This is a genomic window from Bradyrhizobium liaoningense (genome assembly GCF_018130785.1).
Taxonomy (GTDB): domain Bacteria; phylum Pseudomonadota; class Alphaproteobacteria; order Rhizobiales; family Xanthobacteraceae; genus Bradyrhizobium; species Bradyrhizobium liaoningense_A.
This window is the reverse complement of sequence record NZ_JAFCJT010000009.1, coordinates 166,497-190,453: the sequence shown is the minus strand read 5'-3', so window position 1 is coordinate 190,453 and position 23,957 is coordinate 166,497. Positions and strand designations below refer to the sequence as shown.

Annotated in this window: 20 protein-coding genes; 16 read left to right on the top strand and 4 right to left on the bottom strand. The window is 57.4% G+C overall.

Annotated features, from left to right (window positions below; genetic code table 11):
* Window positions 1-20 precede the first annotated feature (20 nt).
* Both JQ627_RS20435 and JQ627_RS20430 read right to left on the bottom strand, forming a co-directional pair.
* Window positions 21-650 (bottom strand): acyl-homoserine-lactone synthase, encoded by a 630-nt coding sequence (locus JQ627_RS20435; protein ID WP_212485941.1) that lies wholly within the window; start codon window positions 648-650, stop codon window positions 21-23.
* Between the two features lie 97 nt (window positions 651-747).
* The gene (locus JQ627_RS20430) at window positions 748-1,524 is read right to left on the bottom strand and encodes a LuxR family transcriptional regulator (RefSeq protein WP_249143217.1); all 777 of its coding nucleotides are present in this window, start codon (window positions 1,522-1,524) and stop codon (window positions 748-750) included.
* 304 nt (window positions 1,525-1,828) lie between these two features.
* On the opposite strand from JQ627_RS20430, the gene JQ627_RS20425 reads away from it, so the two are divergent.
* The 5 genes from JQ627_RS20425 to alr all read left to right on the top strand — a co-directional run bounded on the left by JQ627_RS20425 (window position 1,829) and on the right by alr (window position 7,058).
* Window positions 1,829-3,151 (top strand): aspartate aminotransferase family protein, encoded by a 1,323-nt coding sequence (locus tag JQ627_RS20425; RefSeq protein WP_212485940.1) that lies wholly within the window; start codon window positions 1,829-1,831, stop codon window positions 3,149-3,151.
* A 46-nt stretch (window positions 3,152-3,197) separates the two neighbouring features.
* Window positions 3,198-3,968, top strand: coding sequence for an amino acid ABC transporter permease (locus JQ627_RS20420; protein WP_212485939.1), 771 nt, complete (start codon window positions 3,198-3,200; stop codon window positions 3,966-3,968).
* The gene (locus JQ627_RS20415) at window positions 3,965-4,660 is read left to right on the top strand and encodes an amino acid ABC transporter permease (RefSeq protein ID WP_212485938.1); all 696 of its coding nucleotides are present in this window, start codon (window positions 3,965-3,967) and stop codon (window positions 4,658-4,660) included. The genes JQ627_RS20420 and JQ627_RS20415 overlap by 4 nt, the downstream gene beginning before the upstream one ends.
* A gap of 50 nt (window positions 4,661-4,710) precedes the next feature.
* Window positions 4,711-5,475: an amino acid ABC transporter ATP-binding protein gene (locus JQ627_RS20410; RefSeq protein ID WP_249143216.1), complete on the top strand. Its 765-nt coding sequence runs from the start codon at window positions 4,711-4,713 to the stop codon at window positions 5,473-5,475.
* A gap of 416 nt (window positions 5,476-5,891) precedes the next feature.
* Complete coding sequence (gene alr, locus JQ627_RS20405; protein WP_212485937.1) at window positions 5,892-7,058, top strand: alanine racemase; 1,167 nt, start codon at window positions 5,892-5,894, stop codon at window positions 7,056-7,058.
* Window positions 7,059-7,085: 27 nt separating this feature from the next.
* On the opposite strand, the gene JQ627_RS20400 is transcribed toward alr, so the two are convergent.
* Complete coding sequence (locus JQ627_RS20400; RefSeq protein WP_212485936.1) at window positions 7,086-8,024, bottom strand: LysR substrate-binding domain-containing protein; 939 nt, start codon at window positions 8,022-8,024, stop codon at window positions 7,086-7,088.
* Here JQ627_RS20400 and JQ627_RS20395 point away from each other — a divergent pair.
* The 5 genes from JQ627_RS20395 to JQ627_RS20375 all read left to right on the top strand — a co-directional run bounded on the left by JQ627_RS20395 (window position 8,014) and on the right by JQ627_RS20375 (window position 13,591).
* Window positions 8,014-9,042, top strand: a complete 1,029-nt coding sequence (locus tag JQ627_RS20395; RefSeq protein WP_249143215.1) for a transporter substrate-binding domain-containing protein — start codon at window positions 8,014-8,016, stop codon at window positions 9,040-9,042. The two genes, JQ627_RS20400 and JQ627_RS20395, sit on opposite strands and share 11 nt — an antisense overlap.
* A 146-nt stretch (window positions 9,043-9,188) precedes the next feature.
* Entirely contained in the window at window positions 9,189-10,631 is a 1,443-nt protein-coding gene (locus tag JQ627_RS20390; RefSeq protein ID WP_212485935.1) for an aspartate ammonia-lyase, read from the top strand.
* Window positions 10,631-11,650, top strand: coding sequence for a TRAP transporter substrate-binding protein (locus tag JQ627_RS20385; RefSeq protein ID WP_212485934.1), 1,020 nt, complete (start codon window positions 10,631-10,633; stop codon window positions 11,648-11,650). Before JQ627_RS20390 ends, JQ627_RS20385 begins: the two co-directional genes overlap by 1 nt.
* A 95-nt stretch (window positions 11,651-11,745) precedes the next feature.
* Entirely contained in the window at window positions 11,746-12,255 is a 510-nt protein-coding gene (locus tag JQ627_RS20380; protein WP_212485979.1) for a TRAP transporter small permease, read from the top strand.
* 55 nt (window positions 12,256-12,310) lie between these two features.
* Window positions 12,311-13,591: a TRAP transporter large permease gene (locus JQ627_RS20375; RefSeq protein WP_212485933.1), complete on the top strand. Its 1,281-nt coding sequence runs from the start codon at window positions 12,311-12,313 to the stop codon at window positions 13,589-13,591.
* A 291-nt stretch (window positions 13,592-13,882) separates the two neighbouring features.
* Here JQ627_RS20375 and JQ627_RS20370 read toward each other — a convergent pair whose 3' ends face one another.
* Window positions 13,883-15,229 carry a hypothetical protein gene (locus JQ627_RS20370; RefSeq protein ID WP_212485932.1) on the bottom strand — a complete coding sequence of 449 codons (1,347 nt, stop codon included), beginning with the start codon at window positions 15,227-15,229 and terminating at the stop codon, window positions 13,883-13,885.
* Between the two features lie 523 nt (window positions 15,230-15,752).
* Between JQ627_RS20370 and JQ627_RS20365 the strand changes: the two genes are divergently transcribed.
* From JQ627_RS20365 to JQ627_RS20340, 6 genes are all read left to right on the top strand, one after another.
* Window positions 15,753-17,258: an ATP-binding protein gene (locus JQ627_RS20365; protein ID WP_212485931.1), complete on the top strand. Its 1,506-nt coding sequence runs from the start codon at window positions 15,753-15,755 to the stop codon at window positions 17,256-17,258.
* The gene (locus JQ627_RS20360; RefSeq protein WP_212485930.1) at window positions 17,251-18,234 is read left to right on the top strand and encodes a PD-(D/E)XK motif protein; all 984 of its coding nucleotides are present in this window, start codon (window positions 17,251-17,253) and stop codon (window positions 18,232-18,234) included. Before JQ627_RS20365 ends, JQ627_RS20360 begins: the two co-directional genes overlap by 8 nt.
* Before the next feature lie 12 nt (window positions 18,235-18,246).
* Window positions 18,247-21,117: a Z1 domain-containing protein gene (locus tag JQ627_RS39660; RefSeq protein ID WP_212485929.1), complete on the top strand. Its 2,871-nt coding sequence runs from the start codon at window positions 18,247-18,249 to the stop codon at window positions 21,115-21,117.
* Between the two features lie 27 nt (window positions 21,118-21,144).
* The gene (locus JQ627_RS20350) at window positions 21,145-22,281 is read left to right on the top strand and encodes a hypothetical protein (protein WP_212485928.1); all 1,137 of its coding nucleotides are present in this window, start codon (window positions 21,145-21,147) and stop codon (window positions 22,279-22,281) included.
* Window positions 22,282-22,425: 144 nt separating this feature from the next.
* On the top strand, window positions 22,426-22,854 hold the full coding sequence (locus JQ627_RS20345) for a hypothetical protein (RefSeq protein ID WP_212485927.1): 429 nt from the start codon (window positions 22,426-22,428) through the stop codon (window positions 22,852-22,854).
* A 32-nt stretch (window positions 22,855-22,886) separates the two neighbouring features.
* Entirely contained in the window at window positions 22,887-23,819 is a 933-nt protein-coding gene (locus JQ627_RS20340; protein ID WP_212485926.1) for a hypothetical protein, read from the top strand.
* The last annotated feature ends 138 nt before the right edge of the window (window positions 23,820-23,957 follow it).

The following is a 23,957-nucleotide window of genomic DNA, read 5'->3' as shown; positions in this document are numbered from 1 at the left end:
GATCTGGCGCAACGAGCAGTCTACGCGGCTTTCAGCGCCGGCTCCCAAAGTACAGGCGACCGGATCTTTCCAACATCCCGCACACGCTTCAGACAGTCTGTGGAGACTTCAAGATAGCCGGCGAGCGCTTCCGTACTTCCAAGCTTCCTTGGATGACCTACCCGACGAAGCGCCCACCCGGCGCGGCGCAGAATGCGCTCGACCCGGGTATCCGTAACAGTAACAATCTCAGTAAGCTGTCGCGATAGCCCGAATTCGATCATTCCGGCAAAGAGCTCATAAGTTGCGTTCGTCAGGCCGTGAACCGTACTTCGGGCAACCGCTTCCAGCTCCAGCGCGAATCGGCTGCTTTCCCAGACAGAGGAACTCGTCTTGACGGAATGTCCGTCCAGCAAAATAGAAAATGTGTCGCGCAACATTGTCGGTCCGGTCGAAGGAAGTAACCTCACACAACCCTGAATGCGATGATCATTCGCGCGTTGAATGAGATAAACGGGTTGGAGGGCGTCATACTGATCGATTTCCTTTTCGTCGTGCACCTGGACGTCCCACTGCAATCGCTGCCCGAATACCCGATATCGAAGGCGATACATTTCGGAGAGTTCTTCTGCAAACGCTTCGTAAAAGTCTGGCGTTATTAGCTGCATCATCAAAATCTCCACCGCAATGAGCGCTGGAGCATTCAAGCAAGGAATTGTGAGTCTGCAGCCTCCTTAGGCAAGGAGGTGCCCGGAAATCCGAAAGGGGCTATACCTGCGGATTGGCCCTGGCAACGCGTACGACTGCCTGGACCGTGGATCGCACCCCAAGCTTTGCTTTCGCATTCTCAAGATGGAAGGCCACCGTGTGCCGGGATATTTCCATAATCCTGCCAGTCTCCCATGCTGATTTGCCCTCGGCCGCCCACTTAAGGCATTCCAGCTCCCGCGGTGACAGCAGTACACCATCAACATTGCGCTTTGACGTTAGCTGTCGGCTGGCGTGTGCGTGGAAGCACATTGCCATTAACTGCAAAACGTCAGCATGTTTGTCTATTGCGCGCTTGAAGGAGGGTCGTGGAGTGTCAGCCGCAAATGTCACTGCAGCGATTGCGCCTGCGCTATCGTGGACCGGGATCGTGAAGCCGCAGCGGATGCCAAATCCGGCAGCCTCCTCGAAGAGCTGTTGAGCAAGTGGAGCTTTCTGTGTTGGTCCAACTCCGAGTCCCCATTCGAAAGGACTGGGCTCCCTGAGCGCCTGGATGATCACGGGATCGGAGCGCTGGTACTCCATCGCAATGTAGTGAGATGTCCAGGCGGTCGGGTAGTTGGATATCAGAACGGGTGCCGCCGCATGGGGGCGCGGCAAGGCGAGATATGCAAAGCAGAACAGGTCCAGCGCCGCCGCTGTATCAGCCATGCTTTGTCGAAGCTGTCCTTCCTCGTGGCATTCCATCAGGCCATCGACGTATCGCTGGAATGTATGGGACATCTGCAGCGCGTTGTGCATCTTTTGAAAGAGCGCGACAGGCTTGGTCGTGCGCATTTCCCTAAGCTCGCCGTTGCAGTGCGTCCATGCTCACGTATGCGGATGAATCGCGCAGAGGTTGAGTGTTCAGGTGAGTGTGCCGATCGCGCCACTGCGAAGCAACAGTCCTGTTGACGCAAGTGTACGGATTGCCTCCCAACCGAGCGAGGTTTTCGAAGGCCGAACCACATCAAGTGAGTTTATCAGGTGACAAGCCGTTTGATTTGGCGTGGCCGGTCAACGCGAGCTAGCTCTTGTGTCCGCCAAGCGGTGAGGCCCCCGAGATCCAGCGGGGAGACCTGGCAACATCAAGAGATAACAAGTGAACCAGTCATTGTTGGATGCTTCGAAGGAATATCTCGTCCGGTACGGTGGCGACGTCTTCCCCGCGCTATTTACATCGGCGAGCGGAACAATCGTCAGGGATTCCGACGGGCGGGAATACCTTGACTTCACGTCCGGCCAGATGTGCGCAACTATCGGACATAACCATCCGGCAATCGTGCAGGCAGTCAATCGCGCTGGAAAGAAGGCGTTTCACTTCTTTAGTGGCATGATTCCAGAGGTGGTTGTCGAGCTGGCTCAGACGCTTGCCAGAGAGTGGTTACCCGGAGAAATCAAGCGAAGCGTGTTCGTCAATACCGGGTCAGAGGCGACCGAAGTGGCTCTTCGAATGGCGAAGATGTACACGGGGGGCTACGAGATACTTGCGCTCGGCGGGTCCTGGCACGGGATAACCGCTGGCGCGAGCTCTGTCTCGATGGCCAGCGATCGCAAGGGATATGGCGTACCAATCCCAGGCGTTTTCATTATCCCTGAACCGAATTCCTACCGGCCTTATATTTCGGGAGCCAGTGAAGAAGAGGCGGCTCTCGCCAATCTCGAGCTTGCGCTCAAGATGTTCGATATGCAGAGCACCGGGCGGGGGGCGGCGATCATCGTCGAGCCAGTGATCAGCGCAGGGGGCGTGCTAGTGCCGCCAAAGTCCTTCATGCACGCTCTGCGGAGAGCCGCCAATGACCGCGGCATGCTCCTGATCTTCGATGAAGCCCAGACGGCATTTGGCCGAATTGGCGCAAGGACAGGGTCTGAGTACTTCGATGTTGTGCCAGACATAATGACCATGTCGAAGACCCTCGGCGGCGGCTTGCCGCTCGCGGCCGTGTCCACGACCGCAGAAATCGAAGACGATCTCTTCGCAAAGAAATTTGCGTTCTATACAAGCCACGTGTCGGACCCGCTCATGGCGGAGGTCGGTCTGGCTGTACTTGATGTCATTCGAAAGCAGGATCTGGTCGCGCGGGCAATCGAGATGGGGGGGTACCTGAGAAGCCGGCTCGACGATCTCGGGCAGCGCTATGAGGTTATCGGAGATATAAGGGGTCTGGGACTTTTGCTGGGTGTGGAGTTGGTAACTGATCGAGCCAGCCGCACTCCTGCGCATCACCTCGGGGCAATGACTTCCCAGAAGTGCTTCGAAAATGGCCTCAGCATGAACATCCGGCGCCGACCCGAACGCGGTTCCGTCTGGCGGATTGCTCCACCCCTAACTGTATCTCGCGGTGAAATTGATCAGGCGGTCGATATCCTGGAAAAAGCGCTTCGCTCAAGCCTCGATGAAATTGCAGCCAGCAGAGCTTCGTGAGGACATCGTCCTCGAAGCGCTTCATCATGCGTAGCTAGGAGAGTCGATGTTTGACGTACTCACAGAAACAGCCGCAGACGGCCGGCTTTACATTCAGTGGCTGATATCGGGGCTCTGCTGGACTTTGGCGCTTGCAGTCTCTGCATGGGGGATTGCCTTCATAGTGGGCCTGGTCGTTGGAGTTGGCCGAACCGTATCCAGCAGGACCATTGCCGCGTTGAGCCGGCTGTACGTCGAGCTGTTTCGCAATATTCCGGTGCTTGTACAAATGTTCCTTTGGTACTTTGTTCTTCCCGAACTACTTCCGCGGACCGCAGGGACATGGATAAAGCAACTACCGCAGCCGTGGGGGAGCTTCTTTCCTGCGATGATATGCCTGGGTCTTTATACGTCCTCGCGTGTGGCCGAACAGGTAAGGGCCGGTATTGAGGCGCTCCCGCGCGGACAAAGCGAAGCGTCGGCGGCGCTCGGGCTATCCCGGACTCAGGCGTATCAGTTTGTCGTTTTGCCTCAGGCGTTGCGCCTGATCATTCCCAGCCTGACAAGCGAAGTGATGGGCATCTACAAGAATACTTCGGTTGCCTTGACGATCGGCCTGCTCGAACTGACAGCGCAGTCGCGCCAGATCAGCGAAGCGACGTTCCAGACGTTCGCGGCCTTTGGCGGTGCAACGATCATGTATCTGATACTTGCCGTTATGGCGTACCGCATGATGGACCTGATTGATGCGCGAACGCGGATACCCAGCACAGCGGTGAGCGCGCGCAAGCGACTTCCAATGTCCTTCAAGGCAAGCCGTGAAGGAGTGCAAACGTGAACGATCTCAATTTTGCTATCGTCTCGAGCTCGTTGCCATACCTGTGGGAAGGGTTGAAGTTCTCGCTGTACCTGACGGCATTCGCGTTTGTCACCGGTATTTGCCTGGGGACGATATTCGCGCTTATTCAACACTTCGAGATTCCGGTTCTCGGCAGTCTCGTCAGGGCCTACATCACCGTGATCCGGTCAATCCCCCTGATCCTTGTACTATTCTGGTTCTTCTTTCTGGTTCCGCTGATCCTTGGTCGTCTGGCTGGAGGTGGTCGCCCGATTCCGATCGGCGCAACGTGGACAGCTTTCATCACGTTTGGACTATTTGAAGCTGCATATTATTCCGAGATCATAAAGGTGGGGCTGCGTTCGCTGAGCCGAGGTCAGTTCGAGGCAGCCCAGGCCCTGGCACTGACAACCGGCCAATCATATCGCTCGGTTATCCTGCCGCAGGTCGCCCGTGTCGTGTCGCCCATCATTCTTAGCCAGACCATCATCCTCTTTCAGGATACGTCGCTTGTGTACGTTCTTTCCCTGACTGACCTTGTTGGAGCGGCAACAAAGCTCGCGCAGCTGAACGGCCGGATTGTTGAAATGTACATCGTTGTCGCGGTCGTCTATCTGGCAATTTGTTCTTCTGCTTCACAGGTCGTCGCGATCCTCAAACGTCGAGCGGGGCTCTACGCATCCACACGCTAGGTGCCGGTGCGGTCCAAATCTGAAATGGTATCAGTTGTCAGGAACAAAATATGAAAACCGCAAGGCATGATTGCGAGCTGTCGAACAAGATCATCTCACTCGATTGCGTTACGAAAAGGTATGGCAACTATATCGCGTTGAACGGCGTCTCGATGTCTGTCTCGACGGGAGAGAGGGTCGTTATTTGCGGGCCTTCGGGATCAGGCAAATCCACGCTGGTCAGATGCATCAATCGTATCGAGAATCATGACGAAGGACGTATCGTCGTCAATGGGACCGAGCTGACGGACACCCTGAAGGACATTCACGCAATCAGACGCGAAGTGGGGATGGTGTTCCAGAGCTTTAATCTTTTTCCTCATCTTTCGATCATTGAGAACTGCATGCTTGCGCCGCAGAAAGTGCTGGGCGTGTCTCGCGACGAGGCCGGCGAGACTGCAATGCACTTCTTGCGGAAGGTCCGGATCCCCGAGCAGGCAGACAAGTATCCCGGGCAGCTTTCCGGCGGTCAGCAGCAGAGAGTGGCCATAGCCCGGGCTTTGTGCTTGCGACCCAAGATAATGCTTTTTGACGAGCCAACGTCCGCGCTGGATCCTGAGATGGTTTCGGAAGTACTGGATACCATCGTTGGTCTTGCTTCTGACGGAATGACGATGATCTGTGTGACCCACGAAATGGGCTTCGCTCGCAGAATGGCTGACCGCGTCGTCTTTATGGATCGTGGCGAAGTTGTCGAAACGAGCGAGCCGTCCAGCTTCTTCGACGCCCCGCAGACCGAGCGCGCGAAGAGGTTTCTTCAGCAGATGGTCCATTGATATCTTCGGCGATGCGCGGTTCAGTTCTATGTTTGCCGATGAAATGCGACGCGCCGAAATGTCTTTACAATAACGCAGACCTGTCTCTGGGTGCCTCCGGCTGCCTTGCCGGATTATTGAATCGTTGGCCGAAGGATAAGTCTAGGGCGTAAAGGCGATCGAATGAGCGTGACAGGACAATGCGCTGACCGAGCGCTAAGACAAGCGCGACGGGTGGCTTTCGCTCGCCCGTACGCATTGCGTTCAATCTGCTTGCAACCTGAACAGTATTTTACGTTGGCGAAGTCGTCGTGGGAGTGGTTACGATTGTGGCGCTCAGCTCGGGTTATAACCAGGCGACGCGAGCTGGCGAAACCGCGTCAATTCAAACAGGGGCGCCGGTGCCTGTAACCCGGGCGACCAGCAAGCAGAAACACATGATGTCGTTCTATTCTCGTCCGAACTACGCCGAGATTGATCTTGATGCATTGGAGAGCAATTACAGGCTGCTCATGCGAGTCGTTCGACCCGGTACGCGTGTGATCGCGTCGTTGAAAGGAAACGCCTACGGTCTTGGCCTCGTTGAAGTCGCCAGGCAACTCGAGAGCCTTGGTGTACCGGCTTTCGCCGCTGGATCGATAAGTGACGCAATCCGGATTCGCGAAGCCGGTATGGCCGGTGAGATTGTCGTCTTTGGCGGCGCTCTCCCGGACGCGATGCCCGAGTTTGTTGGACGCGGGCTTATTCCGACCGCCCACAATCTTGAAGTCGCGAAAGCCGTCTCAGCGGCGGCGATGCGACGACATCCAGTTTACATCAAGATCGACGTTGGATTTGGAAGGCTTGGCGTGCCGCTTTCGGAGGCACGATCGTTCGTCGAACAAGTGGCGGCATTGCCGCGGGTAGAGGTAGGGGGCATCTACACTCATGTCCCATTCGGCGATGAACAAGGACGGGCGTGGGCAAAAGAGCGGCTCGGCGCGTTCGACACGCTGGTGTGGGAGCTTCGCGCGAGTGGCCACGACATTCCGGTCGCACAGGCCAGAGCGTCGGCTTGCATTCTGGGCGGGCTGGACGATCATTGCAACGCAGTGTCTCCCGGTGGCTTCCTCTTCGGCCGCTCACCTCTCGATGCTGGTCTTTCGACCCTGGAGAAGGAGTTGAAGCCAGTGCTTCGCTCTATCAGGAGCCGACTGATTCATATCTCGCACAGGGCGGCCGATCTGAACGTTACGTATCCCAGCCGCTTTGCAGGGCGCGTCTCGGGCCCCACCGGGGTGGTGCCATTCGGTCGGGCAGACGGAAATCGCGCGCCCGCCGCCGGTCAGCGCGCATACATGTTGATCCGGGGCAGTCGTGCCGAGGTCCTCAGCGTATCGTCGGAGCACTGTGTGCTGGATCTGTCCATGGTGAAGGACCCTGTCCTTGGCGATGAGGTATTCGTTATTGGCGAAAGTGCTGATGACGCGATCTCGCTGTCGGACGTCGCTGCTGCTCAAAAAACAACGGGGAGCGATATTCTACTGGCGGTAAGCGGGCGGATGCCGCGAGTGTTCTACAGGGATGGTCGGCCGACGCCACCGAGCGCTATTATCTGCCGATAATCAATTCCGGGAGCCCCGGGGGCGAGATCAAATTACAGAGCGAAGCCAGGCCTCAAAGTGCCAGGCGGGAGTGTTCCGGTTGTAGGTGCGAGGCTTGACGAGAAAATAGGAAGTCGTCTCGATGAAAAATGCGTCGTCTCCAAGCGGGGCGATCAGCCGGCCATCGAGCAGTTCTTCCTGTGCCAAAATATCGCTTTCCAGTACGATGCCCAATCCGTTGACCGCAGCTTCAATCGCCATAGCCGACCGATCCACCCACAGACTCTTTTCAGGGTGATAAGACGGGACTTTCATCTGTCGCATGTACTCCGCCCAACTGAGCGGATTTACGGAATGTATGAGCGTGCCACGGAGCAGATCCGCTGGAGCGTGAATGTGTAGAGACGCAGCGAGCGCAGGGCTGCAAAGTGGCCGCACGCGCTCCTTCAGGAGGGGCTCACAAAATTTGGTCGTGCTTGGCGGCGTCCCGTGAGTGATTGCGACGTCAAAGCGCGCCGTTTCGATATCGTCGCGTCCAGATAGAGTAGACAAGCGTAGGTCGACGTTGGAATTGCGGTTCAGGAAGTCTGGCAGTCGTGGTTGAAGCCATTTACTCGCAAAACTCGGGACCGCAGCTATGGTCAGATTGCCTCTCTGTGACTGGGGAGCCACCAACGCTGTTGCGTCGCAAATAACGCGGAAGGCCAGTCCGACTTCGTTCGCGTAAGCCCGTCCTGCATTGGTCAAAATGGCACGCCCAGCGTGCCGCTTGAAGAGCGTTACTCCGAGAAATTCCTCGAGTTGCTGAATGTGGTAGCTGACTGCCGACGCCGTAACTCCGACCTCTTCGGCGCCCAGTGAGAAGCTACCCAGCCGGGAGGCCGCCTCAAATGCCAGGAGGGCCTTGAGTGGAGGGAGCTTCCGACCGGTTGGCAATTCCGACAAAGGGAGCTTGGGGCCTGATGAAATTTTTCCGTTGGCGCTCATTTTGGCTTTTGATCCACAATTATGCGCTGGAACAAGGCGTTGGGTGCAAATTCTATCCATTCTCAATGTCGAAGTCCACTCGACGAAAACCAATGCAAAGCGCAAGAGGATTGAAATGAAACGCAGACTTCCCTGCCTCGCGATACTGTCGTTTCTTCTCGCAGTTTGCGGTGCGGCAAAGGTGGCGCATGCGGGGAGTGACACGCTTGAGAAGATAAAATCCTCGAAAAGAATCTCGATCGGGTATCGTGAGGCATCAGTCCCGTTCTCATACCTTGGAGACCAGCAGCGCCCGGTTGGATTTTCAGTCGATCTGTGCGTCGCGATCTCGGAACGCATAAAGGCGGTCTTGAAGCTGGACGCACTTGATATCGCCTATACGTCGGTCAACGCGTCGAACCGCATTCCGCTTCTTCAAAATGGGACGATCGACATCGAGTGCGGAAGCACAACAAACACTGTCGAGCGGCAGAAGCAGGTGGGGTTCTCGTTTACCACCTTTGTCAGCCAGCCCCGCTTCATGGTCACATCCGCGTCAGGGATCGTTGATCCCAGGGATTTGCGAGGCAAGACAGTCGTGATCACCCAGGGGTCTGGCGCGCTCGCAATAGCACAGAAGCATCCATCAGAAGATCTTGCGGGGCTCACCGTTACCAATGCGAAGGATCATGCCGAGTCGCTGTTCACGCTGCGAACCGGTCGGGCTGCTGGCTGGCTTGAAGAGGATGTGGTACTTGCGGGAACACGAGCACTGGCTTCTGACGCCGGGAATTTTGTGATTCTTCCAAAAGCCTACGCAACGTTCAACGACGCGTTGATGATCCGGAAAGATGACGCCGACTTCAAATCGATCGTGGACGAGACGATCGCGGCGATGATGAAATCCGGTGAATTCGCCAGGCTCTATAACAAGTGGTTCAATTCTCCGATCCAGCCTGCTGGTCATGTGTTGAATCTTCCAATCAGCGCGGCCCTGAAGAGCGTGATCGACGCACCAAATGACAGGCCGACGCCATAGTAGTGCTCGCCGCTAATGGTCTTGCATTAGCGCGCATCTGGATCCCGAAGCAGTGCTGAATATGCGGTTAGGGACGGTCGTTGCCGAGAAACGGCGACCGGGCCGCCCCTTGCGTGAAGGCGTCTGCATTGACGAATAGAGGAAATATGAGAGCAGAGACTGACTCACTCGGTACGGTTCTGGTTCCTGACGATGTCTACTACGGCGTCCAGACAGTTCGTGCGATCGAGAACTTCCCCATCTCCGGAGTGAGTGTCGGGAGCTATCCGGGATTCATGCGTTCGCTGACCTGGATCAAGTTGGCGGCAGCGAGAGCGAACCACCACCTCGGAGATCTAAGTCATGAAAAGAAGGAAGCCATCGAACTCGCCTGCGCCGATGTGCTCGCTGGCAGGGTGACGACCCAATTCCCGGTCGACGTGTTCCAGGGTGGTGCCGGCACGTCGACCAATATGAACATGAACGAGGTTCTGGCCAATCTGGCGCTTGAACACATGGGGCGCAGCAGGGGTGACTATGATGCCCTTCATCCCAATAACGATGTCAATCAATCGCAATCCACGAATGATGTCTATCCTACCGCGATCAGGATGACACTTCTGACATGCACAGACGGGCTGACCGCGGCTCTTGAGGAGCTGGCCGCGGCCTTCGCACTCAAAGGGAATTTGTTCGCTAATCTACTGAAGCTGGGACGCACGCAGCTTCAGGATGCCGTTCCCATGACTCTCGGGCAGGAGTTCAGTGCCTTCGCCGCAACAATTCGCGAAGATATTGAGCGCTTGGGCGAAGCTGCGGCTCTGCTGCGTGAAATCAACCTCGGCGGAACTGCCATCGGGACTGGCGTGACCGCAGATCCCCGTTACCAGGGCCTCGTGCTGGATGAGTTGAACAGGCTTACTGGCTTGTCACTCGTACCGGCAACTAATCTGGTGGAAGCGGGGTGGGATGCAGGCGCTTTCGTAAGCTACTCGAGCCAGCTAAAGCGTGTCGCGGTCAAGCTTTCCAAGATTGCCAATGACCTCAGGTTACTTTCCAGTGGACCGCGCGGAGGTCTCTGCGAGATCCGGCTTCCGGCGGTTCAGCCGGGCTCGTCCATCATGCCTGGAAAGGTCAATCCAGTCGTGCCGGAAGTTGTAAATCAGGTGGCCTTTCATGTCATTGGAGCAGACCTCACCGTGACACTCGCGGCCGAGGCAGGGCAGTTGCAACTCAATGCGTTCGAGCCGGTGATCGTTGCGAGCCTTCTGAATTCGATAACCCTGTTGACCAATGTCGTGAAGGTGTTCGCTGCCCGGTGCGTTGACGGGATCGAAGCCGATCGATTCAACTGCTCGCGGCACCTCGAAGCCAGTACAGCGCTTATAACCGCGCTTATCCCGCTCATTGGGTATCAAAAGGCGACGACGTTCGCCAAAGCGAAGCTCGCTACAGGAGAATCGATCACGGAACTGCTGGAGCGAGAGGGAATGATATCAGGGGATCTGTTGAACGTGGTGCGCGATCCTGAAGCTCTGACGAAGCCGTTTCGAGCAAGGCTGAATGGGGTTGACGCAGGATCGTGCCCCAGTGAAGAGGGGGGAAACTAATGATCGTTTTGGTACGGGTGCTGTTTGCGACGGCGATCGGCGTGGCGCTGATGGTCGGCGCGTCCGCCGCCGACGACATTCAGGAGCGGACGATCAGGTGGGGGCACCTGAACAACACTGATCATCCCGTGAGCTTTGGCGTGCAGAAGTTTGCCGAGATCCTGCTGGCAAAGAGCGGGGGCAAGATGAAGGTCCGCGAATTCGCGGCCTCACAGCTCGGCAACGAGTTGCAGCAGCAATCCGCGCTGCGCGGCGGCACCCAGGAGATGCTGTCGGCCTCGACGACCTCGCTCGCAACCGTCATTCCGGAGTTCGGCCTCGTCGATTTCCCGTTCCTCTTCAAGACGGTCGAGCAGGCCGACGCGCTGGCGACCGGAATATTCGGCAAAGCGATGTTGGATGCGTTGCCGTCGAAAGGACTGATCGGTCTCGGATATTGGGGCATGGGGTTCCGCAATGTCACCAACAGCACTCGTCCGATCGCCAGGCTTGAGGATTTCAGCGGTCTCAAGCTTCGTGTGATCCCAAACCCGGTTTATCTTGAGACCTTCAGTGCCTTCAAAGCCAATCCAGTCCCAATGGTCTTTGGTGAACTGTATTCGGCGCTAGAGACCCGCACCGTCGACGGCGAGGAGAATCCCTACACGGTCATTCTCTCGAACAATTTCTACGAAGTTCAGAAATTCGTTTCCGGCACCAACCATACTTTCACCTTCAACATCATCCTGGTGAGCAAGGCGTTCTGGGACAAGCTGTCGCCGACCGAGCAGCGCCTGATGCGCGAGGCTTATGAGGAAAGCCGAGGCTATCAGAAGGAGCAGACGCGCCTTCAGACCGAAAAGGCGCTGACCGAATTGCAGGCCAAGGGCATGCAGTACAACACGATTGCACCTGAGGAGACCGAGCGCATGCGCAAAACTTCGCAGCCGGTCGCAGACAAGATCTCCGCCAGCTTTCGTCCCGAGACGGTGAAGCTCTTCAACGACGAAGTCGAGCGCATCCGCAAGGACGTCAAGTAGCCAAGCCTAGTTTGATCTAGCCAAGCTCTCCATCACGCAGGCGGCGGAGCCGGCCCATGGCCGGTTCACGCCCCTCCTTTGCCCGGACGTCACGCATGGCGCGCGCTCTCGACCTCTATTGCACCTTCCTGAAGACCGTCATTGCCGCGTGTCTCGCGGTCATGGTCGTCCTGGTCTTCGGCAATGTGGTCCTGCGTTATGGATTTAACTCCGGCATCACGATTTCCGAGGAGCTGTCCCGCTGGCTGCTGGTCTGGCTGACCTTTCTCGGCGCGATCGTCGCGATGCGCGAGCACGCCCATCTCGGCGTCGACACACTGATCCGGAAACTGCCTGCTTCAGGCAAGCGCATCTGCTTTGTCCTCAACTATTGCCTGATGTTGTTTGCCGACTGGCTGCTGCTGTCTGGCAGCTGGCGGCAGACCATCATCAATCTGGACGACCGCGCGCCCGCCACCGGTCTTTCGATGGGCCTCTTCTACGCTGTCGGCGTGATCTTCGGCGCATCGACCGCCGTCATCCTTCTCTACGATCTGTGCCGCGTGATCAGCGGGCAGGCGAGCGAGGAGGACATGGTGGCCATCCGGGAATCGGAGGAGCAGTGATGTCCTGCATCGTCCTTGCGCCTGTTCATCCTCTTCGTGTCACCCGGATCATGCCATGACGATCGCCGTTTTTACTTTCTCGCTGCTCGGCGCCATGGCGCTGGGCATGCCGATCGCCTTCGCGCTCCTCATCTGCGGCGTTGCGCTGATGAGCACGATCGACATGTTCGATTCCCAGATCGTGGCGCAGAACGTCATCAACGGCGCGGACAGCTTTCCGCTGATGGCCATTCCCTTCTTCATGCTCGCCGGTGAGGTCATGAACAAGGGTGGGCTGGCCAAGCGCATCGTCAATGTCGCGCTCGTTGCGGTCGGGCACTTCCGGGGCGGCCTGGGTTACGTCACGATCATGGCGGCCTGCATCCTGTCGTCGCTGTCAGGCTCAGCGGCGGCCGATGCTGCCGCGCTCGCGGCGCTGCTGGTGCCGATGATGGTGGCCGCGGGCCACAAGAAGACCTATGCCGCGGGCCTTGTCGCCGCCGGCGGCGTCATCGGCCCGGTCATTCCGCCCAGCATCGGCTTCGTCATCTTCGGCGTCGCCGCCAACGTGTCGATCTCAAAACTGTTTCTGGCGGGCATCGTGCCCGGACTGCTCCTTGGATTGGGCCTTTGCGCGTCCTGGTACTGGGTCGTGCGCAAGGAGAACCTGACGCCGCCGCCGCGGGCTTCCTTTCGCGAAATCCTGCACGCCATCATCGACGGCTTCTGGGCGCTGATGCTGCCCGGGATCATCATCGTCGGCCTGCGCTTCGGCATCTTTACACCCACAGAGGCGGGCGTCGTCGTCGCCGTCTACTCGCTGTTCGTCGCGACCTGCATTTATCGCGAGCTGAAATGGTCCGAGGTTTATGCGGTGATGGTGTCGTCGGCCGTGACGACCAGCGTCGTCATGTTCCTCGTCGCCGCGGCGCTGGTGTCGTCCTGGCTGATCACGGTGTCCGAGATATCCGCCCAGGTCGTCGATCTCCTGAAGCCCTTCATGGGCAACAACACCATCCTGATGCTTGCGATCATGGTCGTAGTGGTGATCGTGGGAACGGCGCTCGACATGACGCCGACCATTCTAATTCTCACGCCGATCCTGATGCCGATCATCAAGGCGGCGCATATCGACCCCGTGTATTTCGGCGTGCTCTTCATCATCAACAACTCGATCGGCCTGATCACGCCGCCGGTGGGCATCGTGCTCAACGTCGTCTGCGGCGTCTCCAGGATCAGCATGGAGGATATCATCAAGGGCGTCTGGCCGTTCATGATCGCGCAACTGATTGTGTTGTTCGCGATGGTACTATTCCCGGGCCTGGTGACGATCCCGGCGAGATGGCTCGGCGGCTAGCCGGGCAGAATAAGCAAAGGAGAGCGAAAAATGGCCGCACGGATCATGATCCTGTGTCCAATCTCAATGTCCTCGGCAGGTCCTCGCCCGCGCGAGCGAGCCTGAAATCATTTAGAGCATGTTCGCACTCGACGTCCGCATCGCGGATTATGATTGATGGCCATTTTCTCGCTTGCCGCGCTGACCGTGCTCAAGCTTACGCCGCCCCGGATGATCGAACTGGTGCCGTACGGTGGTTACAAGGCGGACGCTGGGCCGCTCGTCAGAGATCGTTCAGCATGCCGTGCCGGTCTACGATTTCAGGGGGATCCTGAAACAGTGGGATCGACCGGTCTGCTCCAGTTTGCTGTCGTGGCCTTGGGTATCTGGCAAAAGTCCGGCCTGGGTGGCCCATTCCAGCGCACTTATTGATGTCGCAAGCTCCTTCTCTTCGTCGATCGACCAGAATTGTAGTCCAGGGGTGGAAGAATAGCCGTAGTAGTGGCCTTCGGTGTCCGAACCATTCGGGTGGCTCAATGGCTCGAGGAAGCCGAGCTTTGCTGATCTGGCCGAGAGATCAAGAAAGTCGGGGCTGGTGAGGGCATCGATCTGCTGAATGCGCCGTCGGATCCATGCAGAGATGCTCTCAGCGCGGTTCTTGCCGTCCAACAAGGCGACCTCGAGGTGCGCAAGAACTGCGGCGAGCCTTGATCGCTCGAGGAGTTGCTCATGGACCGCATCCACAAATTCCAGGCGTCGCTTTTCGCGCGCGTTGAAGGTGTCTTCACGCTCGCGGCGTACTTCCGCTTCCCGCTGCTGGCGTTCACGCTCCTCCGCCGTTTGCCGACGCTCCCTGAGAAGCGCCCCATGCTCAACAAGGCTCACGACAATCTCAGGCAGCATCGCCTCGAGTTTTCGCGTCCTGCCGTCAGAATGTGTTCGGCGGAGCCCTGACCAGAAATTTGCGTGAATGACTATGGATAGGCGCCCGGACGGCGAATAGTGGTATTGGGGCCAGGCGGCTCTCGAAGAGCCCCATCGAAGATTGTCGTCCTTGCGCTTCAACTCAGCTGCGGTTGGCTCATGTGGTGTCTTCCGCGGCCGTTCTTCAACGCCAAAGGCGATCGCCACGTCTTCGGTTGCGAGCTCGAGACCGGTGTCGCTGATTTTCGGACTGTAACCCTCGGTCTCTGCAAGGGCAAAAAGTCGGGACAGGAGCTGAAGAGCCCGGTCAATTGAGTCCGGCGCGACCTTGAGAGGGACTATGCCGCGTCCCTGGCTGCTCTTGAAGCCCTGCGCGTCGGGCCGACCTTTGGAAATTGCCCGACGCGTCGCTCTCAGGATCGAAGGCTCTTTAACACCGGAGTCGTTTGTAGCTGCCGCGGTGGCATCCGGTGGGTTCATTGCCTGGAGCCGCTCTCTGACTTCCGTGCCCGCCTTTCTCACTTCTTCCGACAGGCGGTCCGACGTGTTGCCGTTGATGTGCACCCGCTCGAGTTTTGTGTCGGCCAGACCGGGCAGCGGCGGCCTCGTCCGAACCGGCTTGCCGTGTTCGAGCTTTGCCCAGTATCCACGGTCGGGAGTCGGGATCTTATGGCGGTCGCAGGTCTTTTTGAGTGCTGTGCTGGTCACGCCATACTCGGCCGCGACCCTGGTCATCGGTCTCGCCCAGACCTGTTCGTAGAGCTCTTCACGCAAAACCGTGTGCACGTCTTACCCTGTCGATGTTGAATCAGCAGCCAATCCAGAGAGCCGCTCTTGGTATTCTGTTGCGGTGCACTCGAACCGGTCATGGGTCAGCCGAGTACTACGTCCTTTCTCTACCGCGCGACGATATTTCCCGCGGCTTGTGCTTCCGCGGCAAGAGTTCGGGCCGCTTGCGTCTTCAACAGTTACATGAGCTGCGCCCCTTTCCGGATTTGCATTCCGGATTTGCAACATCAAGACACAGACGATTGACTTGCGGGGGGGGGGGGCTTGTAACAAATTGAAATATATTGGTTATTTGTCATTTTGGAATTGCCCGGGGGCCTGACGGGCGCGTTGAAGCACCTTATGAAGTTTGCACCAGAAAGTGGCATTGACCGCGCTCGAGGTTCAACTTCTGGTACCTCTGGTGAAATTTTGAGTCGGGGCCGAACTGTCGGGACCGGCAACGCGGTTGGGTGGGGCAAAGATTAGGATGAGCCTGGTTCCGGATTATCTGTCGCCAATCGAAACAAGCGGAACGGAGAAGACACCTCCTAATCCGGCACGTACCAAAATGGCGTTTGCTCGGGTTGGCTACTCACTGGTCGAAGCTATTGCCGATCTGATTGACAACTCCGTTGACGCCAAAGCCGGCACGGTCCTCGTGCGGTTTCTCTATGACAAAAAGGGAGTCCAGCGGATCTTCATTGCCGATGATGGCAAGGGAATGTCAGAAGACGTGCTCAGCCAGGCGATGCAGTTCGGTTCGACGTTGCCTCATCGCGCAAAGGACCTCGGGCAGTATGGCATCGGACTGAAAGCTGCATCGTTCAGCCAGTGCAGCACCTTTTCGGTCGTCTCGAATGACGGACGGGAGATTTCGGGCAGGCGCTGGACCAACGCATCGTTTGAGCGCGACTGGCTTTGCGAGAAGCTTGCCGAATCCGGCTGCAGGCAGCTTCTGCTCGCTCCCTGGAGCGGGCTCAAACTCAACCAGAAGGGAACGATCGTCGTCTGGGATGACCTCACCGGATTGAAGTCGGGCCAGTCAACTCCGGAAGAGACCGTCAATCGCGCGCTCGGCGAGCTCTCCATTCATCTCGGGCTTGTCTTCCACCGTTTTCTTTCCGGCGAGGCCCTGAAGATACTTCTGGACGTGCAGTTTGTCGGGAAGCGGGAAAGTCCGTCGTCGCAGGAAGTCAAGCCGCTTGACCCGTTTTCCTATGCCAAGTCCGGAGCGATCGGATATCCGAAGAAGTTTGAAGTCGAGCTTGGTGAAGACATCCGGGTCGACTTGAATGCGCACATCTGGCCGCCGCGATCAAACGAGCCCGCATACCGGCTCGGTGGGGGCAAAGTGGCGTCGAGGCAGGGATTCTATTTCTATCGTAACGACAGGCTGATCCAGGCGGGCGGATGGAACGGCTACCGGGATGATGATGCCGAGCCCCACCTTTCGCTCGCACGTATAGCTGTGGATCTTCCGCAAAACATCGATGTCAGTATCCAGAAGGACAAGGTCGAGACGCTGCCGAGAGGATTCATCGATGCGGTCCGGCAGGCCGCGGTTGGCTCGATTCGCTTCCCGGACTACATCAAGAAGGCACAGGAGGTCTATCGCACGAGAGGTCGCGCGACCGACGGAAGTGACTTTCCGCTTGTGCCAGGCCGGGGGCTTTCAAAACCATTGCGTGAGGCGGCCCGCAAATTTGCGGCGCCCGGTGAATCGCGGGTCCGCACAATTGATTTTCGCTGGGCCAATCTTGATGCCGGAACGGTTTTTGAGATTGACCGGCCGAGGCGCCGCATCGTCCTGAACGAGCTGTATCGCAAGAGCATTCTGGCAGGCAAACGACGCTCGGAAAACGATGCCCAGATCTTCAAGACAATGCTCTTTCTTCTTGTTAGGGACTATTTCGATTTTCAGGCAATGACGAAGGCGAGACTTGAGTATCTCGAAGGATGCAACCAGCTGCTACTGCGGAGCCTGAATGAGTAATCAGAAGCTCGATCGTCTCCTTTGGTCAAATTTTCGGGAGATCTACCTGGGCACGACTGCGCCCTCGGTGATTCATGTGCTTGATCAGCCGAGGGTCGAAATAGTTGCCGTGCCAGCCGAAGATCGGCTGACACTGCGCGTTTGGACAACGGAACAGGTTGTCGCAATCGGAACACCGCGTTCGATCACGGCCCGCTTTGTATCGCTGGGCCAGGAGAGGGTGCTCGAGGTCTCAACTTCGATCCGTTACCTGCATCAGCCCTTCCTGAACCTGATATTCGCAATCTGCGATCAGCTGCTTTCTGGATCTGGAACAGCTGCGAATGCTGTCGAAACCGCGCTCACCGATTTCCGTCAGTTGCTGGCTGGGGGAGATCTCCTGTCGGACGAGCAGCTGCAGGGATTGTTTGGCGAATTATGGACGTTGCGTGAACTGATCCATGTGAATGGAGCAAAATCGGTCGACACATGGACTGGAGCAAAAAGGCTCACACACGACTTCCGGTACGGGCAAACCGAGCTGGAAGTGAAGACGACGTCGTCCTCCAGCGCGCGACATCATATCAATGGTGCAGGTCAGCTGGTCCCGTCTGTAGGATGTAACCTGTATCTCGTGTCGATTCTTGCTCAGGTGACTGGTCCGGCGGCGGGGCACTCAGTTCCGGAGCTCGTCTCCAGCATTGTTGCGCTGCTTTCTTCAGCCCGAGTCCAGCTCGGCACGTTTCAGGACCGGTTAAGGGCTGTCGACTACCGCGAAGCGGATGCCGTTCACTACGTCATGCGCTGGGTGCTGCGTGCAGCACCAAAGGCCATTTTCATAGATGCTGACTTTCCCTGCATTACCCAAACCAAACTTGACCGAATGCTTGGAGCCTCAAGCGCGGGAAGGATCTCGGACGTCGGGTACGCGCTGGACGTAAACGGTCTCGGCATTGAGCACGGAACGGACGAATTCCGAAAAATCATGACGATGTGAAGGGGGTATGCTGTGCCAACCGCTAGTGAGGATCTCAAGATCAAGGTGCTGCAGCAGGCGCTGGCGGCGGTTGAACGAGAACCCAAGAAACTGTCCCGATACCTTGAGTTCTTTGGTGACGAGCTCGCTGTGCCGGACTGCATAGATATCGCTGAAGTAATCGATCGGGCGGCAAGGCCAGACCTGAACGACCCGGTCAAGTTGGCGCTTCATCACGCATTGGCCCGGTGGGATTACTCAACGGACGCAGGCTGGACCACCGATACGGAGCCAAACACCCCTGAACGACGAAAGCTCATCTACAGGCTTCTCGGTCTGGACACGGCTCAGGGCAAGGTTCTTGATCGTGCTCTTCCGTCCTACGCTGCCGAGCAGCCCGTCGTAATCGCTGCAGAGCATGAGCGCTGGTACACCGCCGAAATCGAGGCGAACGGATTTTACTGGAAGGCCTACAGACAGTATCTCGCGAGCGTGGGAGGATGGAAAGAGGAGGCCCTTCTTGGGCTTGATGCCAGCACACGGTCCGTGATCGAGCGGTTGTCGAATCCATCCAGGGAAGATGCCTTCCAGTCAAAGGGACTTGTGGTCGGCTACGTCCAGAGTGGCAAAACCGCGAATTTTACCGGCGTTGTTGCGCGGGCGGCGGACGCGGGCTACCGGCTTATTGTGGTTCTCGCCGGCGCCACCGAGTTGCTGCGCAAGCAGACGCAGCGACGGCTCGACAAGGAGATGATCGGGCGTGAGTTTCTCGACAAGGATTACGAAGGCGATCGGGAACTTGACAGCTTCATCTCTCACGGCACGAGACCCAGCCAATTGGGCTATTTTGACTGGCAGCGACTTACCGGCCCCGAATATGACTACCAGAGCCTGAAACGGGGAATTGACGCCCTGGAATTTGAGAAGGCTAGCCCGCGGAAGCCGTTCCACTCACCGGAAAACCTCAGGAGTGCAAAGGCGAGGTTGATCGTCATCAAGAAAAACTCTGTCGTGATGGGCAAGGTTCTCGAGGATCTCGATCGAGTCAAGGCGCGGGTACGTCTTGAAGACATCCCTGCACTTGTCATTGATGACGAGTCCGATCAGGCGTCGCTCAACACGCGGCCCGCCGACAAGGAGCGCCCGGCCGTAAACGGAAGTATCGTACAGCTGCTCAGGATTTTACCCCGGGCCCAGTATGTGGGTTATACGGCTACACCCTTTGCGAACGTGTTTGTGGATCCGGCCCAGCCGGAGGATCTCTTTCCGAAGGATTTTCTCCTCAGCCTCCCGCGGCCGCCCGGATACATGGGTGTATCCGATTTCTATGACCTGGACAGGCAACCACCATATGATCCGAAAGATCTGACTTCGAAGAGGAGCTGCTTTGTCCGGCCGGTGAAGGGAGATGATCTGAAGATCCCTGAAAATCTCACGAAGGCTGTCGACAGCTTTATCCTGACAGGTGCGATCAAGCTGTATCGTGTCGCACAGGGAATACCGGTTCGCGGGATCCACCACACGATGCTCGTACATCTTTCCAGTCGAAAGGGGGAGCACGAGCAGCATGTAACGATGATCAACCAGCTCTTGAACCGCTCCGACTACAGAAGCGGCGCCGCGCTCGATCGACTCGAAGCACTCTACCGAAGCGATTTTCGACCGGTCACAGCCGCACGTGCTCCTGACCTGCAGTTGCCGTCCAAGTTTTCTGCGATCGTTCCGCACATCGGTGAGACGCTTGAAAGACTGGCCGAGGGCGGGAAGCGGGTCCTGATGGTCAACAGTGACGAGGACGCCGATACTCCCGTCTTCGATGAAGCTCGTGTCTGGAAAATAATCGTTGGCGGAACCAAGCTTTCCCGCGGCTATACTGTCGAAGGGCTCACAGTAAGTTATTATCGCCGGAGTGCCCGAACCGCAGACACGCTGATGCAGATGGGACGGTGGTTCGGCTTCCGTCAGGGATACGCGGATCTGGTGCGCCTCTTCATTGGGACGGAGGAGCCGCTCGGAAAAGGAAAGACAATCGATCTTTATGAAGCGTTCGGCGGCGTTTGCCGCGATGAGGAGATGTTTCGAGGACAACTCAAGCAGTACGCGTCAATGGACGACCCCAGGATTCTGCCAATCCAGATCCCGCCGCTTGTTCCCGCTCACCTGCTCAAGCCGACATCGTCGAACAAGATGTTCAACGCCAAGGTGCGACATCAGAATTTCCGGACGGAGTGGGTAGAGCGTACGATGCTGCCTACCAGCGCGACTGACACGCGCACAAACTGGAACAGCTTTTTGAAGATGGTCGAGGGCACGCGCTTCGCGCCAACTGCAATCGATCTGGATGTCGGTGACGAACATCTGTCGTATGACATTATGCACGTCGACCTCGCACCTGAAAGGGTTATGGCATTTCTGAAGTCGTACCGATGGCTCGGCTCTAATCCCAACCTGATAGCCCGTGAGCTGGACTTCATGAGCGGAACAGGGGACCGTAATCCGGAGATCGACCGATGGTTGGTCATTGCTCCACAACGGCGGGATTCGCGGAGCGAATTCGAGTGCGATGTAAACGGCCAGCGAATGTCCGCGTTCGATCGAGGACGAGTTGATGGTGACCGGGTAGGTGTCATCAGCGAGCCTCGGCACAAGGTTCTTGCTGAATACGCCTCCCTTGGAAAGAGAAAGGATGCGGACAAGCCACGGATCGCGAATCCGTCGGCCGAGACCCAGAAGCTCTACAAGGCGCGTCAGGCGGTCATGCTGCTGTATCCCATTCCGGCGGAGGTCAAAAAAGAGTTCCAGCCGGGGTTTGCGCTGTTCTTTCCGCCCAATAAAATCCGGACGCCGCTGGTGTTCGGAGTAGCCGACCAGCGTCATCGGGATGCCGCTACGACGACTGCATGATCGAGATTCCGGGAAACAGGATGGGTTATGCGGATCAGTCGCCTCGAACTTTACGAGCTGGTCTCAAAATCGCCTTTGAGCAAGGTTGCGCCCGGCCTGGGCGTTTCCGCGACTGCATTGGCGGAGATTTGCAGAGCACGCAACGTGCCGTATCCCGGATCAGGATATTGGACGCGGAAGTCACTGGGGCAGACGGTTGCTCTTGATCCGCTTCCGCCAGAGCCCGGGGAGCAGGCCGTAGAGATCGAGCCATCGAAGCCGCGCGTGCGGCGGACGGAAAAGCGGACAGCTGAAGCGACGGCGCAGGAGCCGAATTCCGCCGAGCCTGCCACCAGCGCTGCGATCGTCGTAAAGGAGCCGCTGACAAAGCCACACCCGATCATAGCGAGCTGGATTGCGAATCGCGAGCGTCGTCGTCGGGAGGCCGCGGCGAGTCGCGATCAATGGCGTATCAGGAATGCACCCTCTCCATTGTCCGAGATCGACCGCCGCCGCCATGCGATCCTTGACGCGCTGTTTCAGGCGCTCGAAGGCAGAGGCGCAAAAATAGCTGAAGCCGAGAAAGGCCTGCTGAGCGCAACGATTGACGGCGAAAAGATTACCTTCCAAGTTCGGGAGAAAAGCCGTCAGGTGAAGATCTCACCTCAGGACAATCGAAGCTCCTATCTCTCCCAAGAGCTCGTCGGCACCGGCAGGCTCGTCTTCGCAATTCGCACCTACCTGCGAGGTCCACATAATGAGGAGTGGCGTGAGACCGATAGCAGGCCGCTCGAGGGTCAATTGCCCGGAATTGTCGATCGACTCTTTCAGGGAGCGCAGATCCTGAAAGCATGGCACATCGAGCAGGAGCAGGAGCGGGAACGATGGCGACAGGAGGCGGCTCGGAGGGCTGAACGGGAACGCTTGATGAAGCAAGACCAGAAGCGTCGCGAGAGGCTTGGTGAGCTCGCTCGCAATCGAGTTGTGGCCAGCCAAATTCGCGAGCTTCTCGATGCGGTCAAATCGAAGCCATTCGCGGAGGAGGCGACTATCGGTGGAAGGAGTCTTGCCGAATGGATGGCGTGGGCGGAAGCCGCGGCCGACAGTCTCGATGCCACCCGTGGCGGCGCCGAAGGCCTGTTCACAATGATCGCCAGCGTAGAAGTCGAGCGGGGGTGGAGTTGAGATGCAGGCTTCGGGACGAATGAGCGGTCAAACTGCTTCGGTCAGGTAGGCGCCCCCTGGCTTTGAAAGCCGGTTGGAATTTGCGCCCGGAATGATTGTAGTAGAATATTTGTGTAATTTATACGAGTGGGCTAAGTGTGGACCATGGCGCAGCTGGCGGTCGAACCCGATGGAATCCTCTTTGGCTATACCGCTTGTAAGCAGAGGACTTACAAGTCTTTGAACTATCATCGGCAGCCCAATCTGAAGCCAAAAAAGACAAAATGGGATTCCTCGATCAGTCGCGATGATGAATTTGGCTATTTTGATCAAAGCGAGAGCAAGGCCTGGCTGAGCTCCTCGGGAGACTACTGGTGGGTGTCCAAAGAAGCGAAGACGACCGTAGGGCTGGCGGGTGAGCGGCTGGCGTTTTTTCCCCCTTGCAACAATCATCCCGGACCATGGCACGGCTATCCCGTTTCAGCACTATCGGATCGCAACTATGAAGTGCCTGACGAGCTCATAAAAAAGTGGGAAGAAGATGAAACGATTGATGACCTGATTGCCGGTCGGATGCGGAAGGGCAAGCTATGAGAATAAAGCGCCTTGTCCTGCCGGGTCGATTTGTGGACGCCTATCTCTATTTCGATTTCGCCTGGCTGTTTTCGAAGGATGGAGCTGTCCGAGCCTTTGACATAGCCAGATACTGCGAAGACCAGCTTAATGGGGAATCAGGTGTGGTAGCTGCCCTGTTCTCTAATAATCAGAACCTGCGGTCGTATCAGTCGACTGAAGGCCAGGAAGACGAGGTATTGACGTCATTGTTGTCGAACGAGGCACCTATCGAGGTGTCTGCCTCTGACGTTGATGGCTATTCCTACATCTTCCAGACAAAGGGCGTATGCCGCTCGATCCTTGATGTTCGCTTCTATAACGGACGCGCGTTTGTGGGAGCCGACAACGGCATCCAGCAATTTGTTGCGCTCGGGCGCGACGATCTTCAGGATAGTCAGGTTGGTCGCTCGGCCGTTGCAAGCCTGCAAGATCAGCGCGTCTCCGAGCTGCCGGCACGGCAGATTCTGGGGCGATATGGCGCAATTGCTGCCGCTTGTGGCCCGGCCGGCGGTCTACTTGGTCTCGGCGCTGGTACGGAAGACCGAAACTGGCGCATTACGTTTGAGTCGTTTGCCGAGAAGTCTTACGGCATTGAACTTAACGGGAATGCGCTTTCGTGCCTCGCAAGTGCGACGACGGTAGAGCTCTATGCGGTCAATCGTCGAGCCGCTCCGAAGAGATCCGCGAACGCGTTTGCGGATGACCTCCGCGATAGTCTCGAACTGACCCAGGTGACGGGCCGCGGTTTTGGTTCACAAGATGCTCAGCTCAATCAATTGATCTCAAACTTGTCTGGGGCAATCCGCACGTTCTTGTTTAAGGATACCCTGTGGGTATTGGCGCAGGATGGGTTTTATCGCTTCCGGATTGCTGAGCACGGTGAGATTACCAAGCCCCACCGGGCGGGAATGAAGGCGAAGCCGCCAGCGCGCGTATTCGGCTAGCCAGGCGGGCGTAATAGTGGAATCAGATGATGAGGTCTTTGTACTTAACGATAATCGCTGGCGTGTTTTGATCCCGGAGCCCGTGCATTCAGTGCGGGGATACCTCAATTCCAAACGTTACAAGCAACTCGTCACAGC